The 8,425-nt window shown below is 61.0% G+C and carries 10 protein-coding genes; 7 read left to right on the top strand and 3 right to left on the bottom strand.

The annotated features are described in order from the left end of the window. Positions 1 to 852: type IIL restriction-modification enzyme MmeI (locus FBT96_RS20675; RefSeq protein WP_346655940.1), on the top strand; the 852-nt coding region annotated here is incomplete at its 5' end. A gap of 37 nt (positions 853 to 889) precedes the next feature. Beyond that, positions 890 to 1,915: a P63C domain-containing protein gene (locus FBT96_RS10245; RefSeq protein ID WP_169583375.1), complete on the top strand. Its 1,026-nt coding sequence runs from the start codon at positions 890 to 892 to the stop codon at positions 1,913 to 1,915. A gap of 16 nt (positions 1,916 to 1,931) precedes the next feature. Here the strand turns inward: FBT96_RS10245 and mobQ are convergent, their stop codons facing one another. Further along, positions 1,932 to 3,179: a MobQ family relaxase gene (gene mobQ, locus FBT96_RS10240; protein WP_136906316.1), complete on the bottom strand. Its 1,248-nt coding sequence runs from the start codon at positions 3,177 to 3,179 to the stop codon at positions 1,932 to 1,934. A gap of 155 nt (positions 3,180 to 3,334) precedes the next feature. Here mobQ and FBT96_RS10235 point away from each other — a divergent pair, with 155 nt between their 5' ends. Continuing rightward, the gene (locus tag FBT96_RS10235) at positions 3,335 to 3,601 is read left to right on the top strand and encodes a hypothetical protein (RefSeq protein ID WP_136906314.1); all 267 of its coding nucleotides are present in this window, start codon (positions 3,335 to 3,337) and stop codon (positions 3,599 to 3,601) included. Then, positions 3,598 to 4,158 (top strand): hypothetical protein, encoded by a 561-nt coding sequence (locus FBT96_RS10230; RefSeq protein WP_136906312.1) that lies wholly within the window; start codon positions 3,598 to 3,600, stop codon positions 4,156 to 4,158. The genes FBT96_RS10235 and FBT96_RS10230 overlap by 4 nt, the downstream gene beginning before the upstream one ends. 31 nt (positions 4,159 to 4,189) lie before the next feature. On the opposite strand, the gene FBT96_RS10225 is transcribed toward FBT96_RS10230, so the two are convergent. Together FBT96_RS10225 and FBT96_RS10220 are read right to left on the bottom strand one after the other, a co-directional pair. Then, complete coding sequence (locus tag FBT96_RS10225; RefSeq protein WP_136906310.1) at positions 4,190 to 4,486, bottom strand: addiction module antidote protein; 297 nt, start codon at positions 4,484 to 4,486, stop codon at positions 4,190 to 4,192. Between the two features lie 3 nt (positions 4,487 to 4,489). Next, positions 4,490 to 4,786 carry a type II toxin-antitoxin system RelE/ParE family toxin gene (locus FBT96_RS10220; protein WP_112313498.1) on the bottom strand — a complete coding sequence of 99 codons (297 nt, stop codon included), beginning with the start codon at positions 4,784 to 4,786 and terminating at the stop codon, positions 4,490 to 4,492. A 486-nt stretch (positions 4,787 to 5,272) separates the two neighbouring features. Here FBT96_RS10220 and FBT96_RS10215 point away from each other — a divergent pair, with 486 nt between their 5' ends. The 3 genes from FBT96_RS10215 to FBT96_RS10205 all read left to right on the top strand — a co-directional run. Beyond that, positions 5,273 to 5,872: a hypothetical protein gene (locus FBT96_RS10215; protein WP_212635380.1), complete on the top strand. Its 600-nt coding sequence runs from the start codon at positions 5,273 to 5,275 to the stop codon at positions 5,870 to 5,872. 50 nt (positions 5,873 to 5,922) lie between these two features. Next, positions 5,923 to 6,324: an excisionase family DNA-binding protein gene (locus tag FBT96_RS10210; protein ID WP_136906308.1), complete on the top strand. Its 402-nt coding sequence runs from the start codon at positions 5,923 to 5,925 to the stop codon at positions 6,322 to 6,324. Positions 6,325 to 6,335: 11 nt separating this feature from the next. Continuing rightward, positions 6,336 to 8,425: DNA methyltransferase (locus FBT96_RS10205; protein WP_136906306.1), on the top strand; the 2,090-nt coding region annotated here is incomplete at its 3' end.

Genomic DNA, 8,425 nt, shown 5'->3' with positions numbered 1-8,425 from the left:
TCGCCCGAGGAACGCGACACCTTCCTTGCCACCGAACCACAGGCGGCACCCTATCTGCGCCCCTATATCGGCGCGCGCGAGTTTTTGCAGGGCGGACTGCGTTACATCCTCTGCGCCTCGGAAATCCCGCCGCAGGACCTGCGCGCCATGCCGCTGGTGCGGGCCACGGTGGGCCGGGTGCGCGATTACCGGTTGGGGAAGATCCCGGCCAAGGGCAAGGAGGCCGACAGCATCAAGTCGCCCGGCATGTCGTCCCTGTCACTGGCTGAAACCCCTACAGCCTTTCATGTTACCGTCCTGCCTGACACCCCGTTTCTGGTGCTGCCAGAGGTCAGTTCCGAACGCCGCGAATACGCCCCGATTGGCTGGCTGGAACCGCCAACCGTGCCCAGCAATCTGGTGCGCGTTCTGCCGGGTGCCACGCCGGGCCTGTTCGCCGTCCTGACCTCGGCCATGCACATGGCATGGCTGCGCACCATCGGCGGCAGGCTGAAAAGCGATTACCGCTATTCCATCGGGCTGGTCTACAACACCTTCCCGATGCCGCCCGCAAAGGACCTGTCAGCCCTTGCCCCTCATGCGCAGGCGATCCTCGACGCCCGCGCCCGCCATCCGGGTGCCACGCTGGCCGACCTCTACGACCCCGACCTGATGCCCGCCGACCTGCGCCGCGCCCACCGCGACAATGACCGCGCCGTTGACCGCCTGTATCGCCGCGCGGCCTTCGCCTTGGAAGGCGACCGGGTGGCGCATCTGCTCGGCATGTATGAACAGCAGGTGGCCGGGATGTTGGCCGCACAGAAGCAGAAGAAACCGCGCCGAACAACGAAGCCGAAGGTGGTCAAAGCCTAATTCCGAAGCAAGCATATACCATAAGCAATTTTCATGCTTGCTTGAAACCAGCAAGCATGAAAACATAGCACAAGCAAGCATTGGGATTCGGATGACAGACACACCACAGCAGAAGGGCGGAGTAGCCCGCTCGCGCGCGCTATCGGCACAAGAGCGCTCACGGATCGCAAAAGAGGCCGCACAAAAGCGGTGGGGAAACCAGCCCCTGAAAGCGGTCCATGGATCACCAGACAAGCCGATCCGAATCGCTGATATTGAGGTCCCTTGCTACATTCTTGCCGATGAACGCCGTGTCGTCGCGACGAATGGTGTTTTGGATGCTTTTGGCTTGGCTCGTGGCGGAGCGATGATCAAAGGGATGAATCGCCTTGAGCTTTTTGCAGCACAAGACCGCTTCAAACCCTATGTCTCCGATGATCTTTTGGCTCGCATATCAACTCCCATCCGCTTCAAGGTGGGTTCTCAAGAAGCCAATGGTTTCGATTCCGACACGCTGATCGAGATGGCGGAAGCGGTCGTCGCAGCAGACGACGATGGCGTGTTGCAGGCTCAACAGGTTCACATAGCGCACCAATGTCGGGTGATCACACGTAGCCTGACACGCATCGGCTTGATCGCTCTGATCGACGAGGCAACGGGCTACCAGTCCAAACGTGAAGCCGACGAACTACAGCAGATTCTGACCGCATATATCAGGCCAGAACATCGCCCTTGGGTGCAGACAATCCCTGTAGAGTTCACGAACGAGCTTTACCGAGTTTATGGATGGAAGCGTCAGGAACAGAACCGTGGGCCGCGCTACGCGGGGAAGCTGATCCGAGAATTGATCTATGAGAAGATGCCAAAGCCTGTCCTGCCCGCACTCGATGAGGCCAACCCAACGGATGAGAACTATCGTCGGAAACGGAAGCACCACCAGTTTCTGACGGACAAGCAGGGGCTTGATCACTTTCGTAGCCAAGTCATTACCATGATGACCGTTCTCCGCATTTCCAGCAGCAAAGACGAGTTCAGACGGAACCTACAAAAGCTGTATGGTGACCAACTAGAGTTCGATTTTTGACCTTAAGTCAGCAAACCTACATTCCGTGATCCATACCTCTGTCGCGGTGACGCACCTCGCGTTCCTGCTCCTTCAGGCGCTCGGCCTCCTGCACCCGCTGGCGTTCCTCGGCCTCCCGGCTCTGCTGCAATTCGGCGGCGCGCTCGGCCATTGCGCCCCGGTCGATCCCCTGCGCCGCCTCCCGTAGCCGCTCGGCCAAGCTGCGGGCGGATTCCGGCTCCGGGGTTTGACCAGGCACGGCCACCGCCTCGACCTCGGGGCGGCTCTGGCGGGCATCCCATGCCGCGCGCAACCGCGCGGCCAGGTCCTGCCCCCTCTCCCGGCCATCGCCCCGGCCTGCATCCCGATCCGCTGCGCCGGCATAGGCCAGCCCCTGCGCCGGCCCCTCCTGCGTCAATGGCCCGAGGCGATCCACCGCCCGCCCGATCCAGTCCCGCACATGACCGGCCAGAACCTCGGCCACCCGTGCGACCTCGGCCGCCTGCGCCTTGACCTCGCGCCACACCCGGACGGCCGCGACCTCGATGCCGCGTTCCTTCATCTGCCACGCCCCGGCAGACAGTTGCGGCAGCGGATCCCGGTCCAATTCCACCGCCCGCACCGTCTGGCGCAGCGCCTCGGCCTCGTCGCCGCGATCATGCGCCGCGGTGGCCCGCTCCTGCGCCTCGATCCGCTGCGCCTCTAGCGTCCGGTGGTCGATCCGTTCATCAAGGCCGCATCGCTCAAGGGCGCGGTTGCTGTCCCGCGCCCATGCCTCACGCCATCCTTCCAGCATCTCCACCGCGTTCCAGTCGCGGTTCTTGGTGGTGAACCCCTCGGGGCCAATCTCGCGGGTGGTCAGCAGGATATGGGCATGGTGGTTGCGATCATCGCCTTCGCGCCCCGGCGCATGAAGGGCGATGTCGGCCACCATGCCACGGGCCACGAACTCGCGCTGGCAGAACTCGCGCACCAGCTCGACGCGCTGCCCGTGGTTCAGCTCGGCGGGCAGGGCCACCCGGATTTCGCGGGCAACCTGCGAATTCTTCCGGGTCTCTGCCGCCTCGACCGCGTTCCACAGCGCCGCCCGGTCCTGCACCCATGCGGGCGCATGGGCAGGGGCGAGGGTCTCGACGTGATCGACGCCGCCGCGCGCACGGTAATCGAAGGTCAGCCCGGTGCGGTGATCCTCGATCCGTTCGCCCACGCGGTAGGCCGCTGCCGCCGTGGCGCTGCGACCGGCGGAGCGGGAAATCATCGTGGCCCGAAGGTGGTAGATCGCCATTTCCGCGCGCGCTCTTGCTTGGGGTTCAAAGGGGAATGCAGTTGCCCCTTTGCCCACACAAACGCGCAGCGTTTGTATAAGTGGGCACTTCGTGTTTGACACGCTATCCACTACACGGCACAAATTCAACTGTTGTAATGAGGAAAGGCGGCAGGATGGCGCGCACCATCGACCAGCAGATTGCAGATGCGCAAGCAAAGCTGGCGCGGCTCAAAACCCGTCAGAAAGCCAGCGATACCCGCCGAAAGATCATCGTCGGCGCCATCGTCACCACCGAGGCCCTGAAAGACCCCAAGATTTCCAGGTGGCTGGCAACCACCCTGCGAAAGAACGCAACCCGGGACGTGGATCAGAAGGAAATCGCCGGGCTGCTGGCCGACCTCGATGCCAGGGCGCAAAGCGCCGGGGCAGGTGAAGCATGAGCAACCCGGACACGTTCGAGATTCTGGCCGAGGAAATCGGTGTCATCCGCCGCCAGATCGAGACCCTGCAGCGCACCAGCCTGAACAAGGACGAGGCCGAAGCCTTCAACAAGACGATCACCGACTTCCTCGGCAAGCTGACACACGTTCCCCAGAACCTGCAAAAGGCCATGCAGCGCGATCTGGCCCAAACCGCCCTCGATGTGCGCGCCTTCGCCGTAGAGGCCGCCCAAAGCGCCGCCATAGAGGCAATCGAGAAATCCCATGCCGAGAGCCTTAAGGCCGCGAAAGACCTCTCACGGGCCGCAGGAGAGGCTCGCAGAGAGGCATGGCGCTATTTCGGAGGGTTCTGGGTATGGCTGGCCTCGATCGGGGCCGCAGGGGCGCTTGTCGGCGCGCTGGCGGTGTTCTGGCTGCAAGGCCGCGCCGATGCCAAAGCCTTCGGCCAGTATCCCGGCATCTACTGCCCGACCGCAGGCGGGCAGGTCGTCACAAATGCCGAGGGCCGCAGGTTCTGCGCCTTCTGGATCGACCAGCCGCCACAGACCGGGAACTGAGCCGAGCCTCCCGACACACAAAACCGGACCATCACGCGCCGGGCTGGATCGAGACTTTCAGCCCGAGCGCCTTGGCAACCTTCATCACCGTGGACAGGGTGGGGTTGCCGTCCCCCGACAGCGCCTTGTTCAGCCCTACCCGGCTCATGCCAACCTCACGGGCCAGCGCGGTCATATTCCGGGCGCGGGCCACCACCCCGAGGGCGCGGGCGACATAGGCGGGATCGTCGCCCCCATCTTCCATGACCGCTTCGAGATAGGCCGCAATATCTTCCTCGGTCTTGAGGTAGTCGGCGGAATCGTAGCGGGCGAATTTTTCTTTCGGCATCGCTTAGCCCTTCCACTCTGCGGCCAGCACCTTGGCCTGTTTGATGTCTTTGCTCTGCGTGGACTTGTCGCCGCCACAAAGCAGGATCACGAGAACCGGCCCGCGCTGGATGAAATACACCCGGTAGCCCGGCCCGTAGTTGATCCGCAGTTCCGAAACACCCTCTCCGACCGGCTCCACATCGCCGGGATTACCCGCAGCAAGGCGGTCCAGTCTGGCAGCGATGCGGGCAACCGCTCTGCGATCCCGCAAACCGGAAAGCCAGGTATCGAAGGTTCCGCTTCGGATTAACTCGATCATCCGACAACTATAGTTATCATTCGAGCCACTGACAACCAGAGTTATCACTTCCTTGTTCTAAGCAAATCCGAGGCCAGCCACGGGCATTGCCGGTGCATGTTCCCCTCGCCCGCACCCCCACCCGTCACGCGCGCACATGCGCGGAATCGTCCGTTCGGCCCACAAGGGGCCTCACGTCCGATGGTCAAAAACTACACAGGCGGTCGGTCGCCAGCGCTTTGATCCGCGCTCCCGACCGCCTGTGCATTTTTTTCCCTTAAATAAGAGTGAGAAAGAGAAAACACCTAAGCCATTGATTTCTATAGAACCACATCGAGTAACTTTACTCGATACATCGAGAAACCTTACTCGATACATCGAGTAAAAATGATGCCAAAACTTCTTGATCGTTCAAGAATCGGCCTCTAGAATGATCCACAAGAAGTGATGCCGAAACCTCTCGATTGACCGACCATAATCCACCCGCAGCAACACGGGAAATCCCTTGTGAAACAAGAAGAAAAACCCGTTCTCGACACGAGAAATGACCGGGTCAAAACTCAAGTGACGGAGTTTGACCTACGATCCCTGCCGTTCAAGCCAGATTCCAACCCCTTCATGGAGAACGGGGCAGAGATCAGAACGAAGACAAAGACCGTGCGCACGCGCAGCACTCCCCGCGACATGCTGGACCCGGACACAGGCGAGGTCGTGGGATCGTCCATCATCCATACCATCGAAGAGCGCGACGAAGCCCACTTCGTGAAGGTCTTCGCTGAGGGGGTCAGGGCAGCGTTCGACCTGACGAAAACCGGGTTCCGTGTCTTCCACGCTGTGTTGCTGGAATACCAAAAAGCCAAGATGACGGGGGGTTTTTCGGACAGCGTCCGCCTCTACTGGTTCGGAGAGGGCCTTGAGGGTCGCTCTATCGGCATGTCGAAATACACCTTCAACAACGGCCTCAAAGAGCTTCTGGAGAAGCAGTTCCTGTTTCCTCGGTCCCCGAACGAATACTGGGTTAACCCTGCTCTGTTCTTCAAGGGTGACAGGGTTGCCTTCCTCAAGGAATACAGGCTTCGTCCTGCCCTGCCCCCTCCTGACATGTAACCTTACGAAACCCCACCAATATTAGAACATGAAATAGGGATCGTAACCCCATGAAACTAAGCGCAAATGAGGCGGCGAAGAGGACGGGGAAAAGCGTCCCCACAATCACTAGAGCCATAAAATCAGGTAAGATTTCAGCAGAGAAGACTGGAAAGGGTGGCTATCTGATCGAGCCATCCGAGCTTTTCAGGGCCTTTCCAGCCATTACAGAGCCTAACGACGAAACCCCACCAATGTTAGATTCTGAAACCCACAAACGTTACCCACATGAAACCCTGTCACTGCAAGAAAAGGTAAGCAGTCTGGAAGTTGCTCTGGCTGACGCCAAGGCCGAACGTGACGAATGGCGCGATCAGGCAAAACGGCTGGCGATGGCCTTGCCCGCACCAGAGGCCGCTGAGCCGGAGAAGGCGGGGCAGAAACATGGCTTCTGGAAGAGACTTTTCGGATAGGAAACAACACATTGCGCTTAAGCTTCAACGAGATCAGGGCGCGGGCCTCCCGCTTTGCGGCAGACTATGCGGATGCGACCTACGAGAAGGGCGAAACCCAGACCTTCTACAACGACTTCTTCCAGATTTTCGGCGTCCAGCGGCGGTCGGTCGCCCGCTACGAGGAACACGTCAAGAAGCTGAACAACAAGACCGGCTTCATCGACCTGTTCTGGCCGCGCGTCCTGCTGGTCGAACAGAAATCCGCCGGGCGCGATCTGGCCAAGGCCGAGGTTCAGGCAGGCGAGTATTTTGACGCCATCAAAGAGGCTGACCGCCCCCGTTTCCAGCTTCTGTGCGACTTCCAGACCTTCCAGCTTCTGGACCGTGATACCCGCGAAACATCATCGTTCGCGCTGGCCGATCTGCCGAAGCACGTCGAGAGGTTCGGCTTCATCATGGGGATGGAGAAGCGCAGCTTCAAAGACCAGGACCCGGTCAACATCAAGGCTGCGGAACTGGTCGGGCGGCTGCACGACAGCCTTGAGGCCAGCGGCTACAAGGGCCACCAGCTTGAGGTGTTCCTGACCCGGATCGTGTTTTGCCTGTTCGCGGACGATACCGGCATTTTCGAGCCACGCGACATCTTCTTGGACTTCCTCGAAACCCGCACCAAGGAAGACGGGTCGGACATCGGCCCCCTGCTGGCGCAGCTTTTCGACGTTCTCGACACCCCCGAGGACCAGCGCCAGACCACCCTTGATGAAGACCTTGCCCGCTTCCCCTATGTGAACGGCGGGCTGTTTTCGGCCACGATCCGCACCCCGGCCTTCAATGCCGACATGCGCCAGCGCCTGCTGGAAGCCGGTCAATTCAACTGGTCCGGTATCTCGCCCGCGATCTTCGGTTCGCTGTTCCAGTCGGTCATGGACAAGCAGGAACGCCGCGAGGCGGGGGCGCATTACACCACCGAAAAGAACATCCTCAAGGTGATAGGTCCGCTGTTTCTGGACGACCTGCGGGCCGAGTTCGAGGGGTTGAAAGCCCGTAAAACCAACCGCATAAAGCTGCTGCAAGCCTTCCATGACCGCCTTGCCAAGCTGACCTTCCTTGACCCCGCCTGCGGCTGCGGAAACTTCCTCATCATCACCTATCGCGAATTGCGCCTGCTGGAAATCGAGGTGCTGCGCGAGATTCACCGTGCCGACCTTGCCCGCATGAAGGGCGGTGCGACCGAACTGCCGCTGCAATCCCTGCTGAAAATCGACGTGGACCAGTTCCACGGCATCGAGTTTTCCGAGTTCCCCGCCCGCATCGCCGAAACCGCCATGTGGATGATGGACCACATCATGAATACGCAGGCCAGCCTTGAGTTCGGCGCGGCCTTCCTGCGCATTCCCCTGCGCAAATCCCCCGCCATCACCCATGGCGATGCGCTGGAACTGGACTGGCAGGCGCTGCTGCCAGCGGCGAAATGCGGCTATATCATCGGCAACCCGCCCTTCGTCGGGGCGAAATACCAGTCCGAGTTCCAGCGCGCCCAGGTGCGGCGGATCGCCGGTCTGGGGAAAAGCGGCGGAACGCTGGATTATGTCGCAGCATGGTTCCTGAAAGCCGCCCGTTACGGGCAGGGCCATGACGTGCCTTTCGCCTTCGTCTCGACCAACTCCATCACCCAGGGCGAACAGGTGGCCCAGCTATGGCCTACGCTGCTGGACCGGAACGGGATGGAGATCGCCTTTGCCCACCAGACATTTGCATGGGGGTCAGAGGCGCGCGGCAAGGCGGCGGTGCATGTCATCGTCACCGGGATGGAACCGAGCGCCAACGCCCGCCCGGTCAAACGCCTGTTCAGCTACCCCGACATCAAGGGCGAGCCGGTCGAGACGCAGCCAAAGGCGATTTCACCCTATCTGACCGATGCCAGTGCCCTGACAAATCCTCATGTCGTGGTGGGCGAGGAAAGCCGCCCGATCAACGGCCTGCCCCGGCTGGTCATCGGCAGCAAGCCAATCGACGGCGGGCATTTCATCTTCTCGCCCGAGGAACGCGACACCTTCCTTGCCACCGAACCACAGGCGGCACCCTATCTGCGCCCCTATATCGGCGCGCGCGAGTTTTT

This window comes from Rhodobacter capsulatus (assembly GCF_005144475.1).
Classification (GTDB): domain Bacteria; phylum Pseudomonadota; class Alphaproteobacteria; order Rhodobacterales; family Rhodobacteraceae; genus Rhodobacter; species Rhodobacter capsulatus_C.
This window is presented reverse-complemented; position numbering and strand designations above follow the sequence as displayed.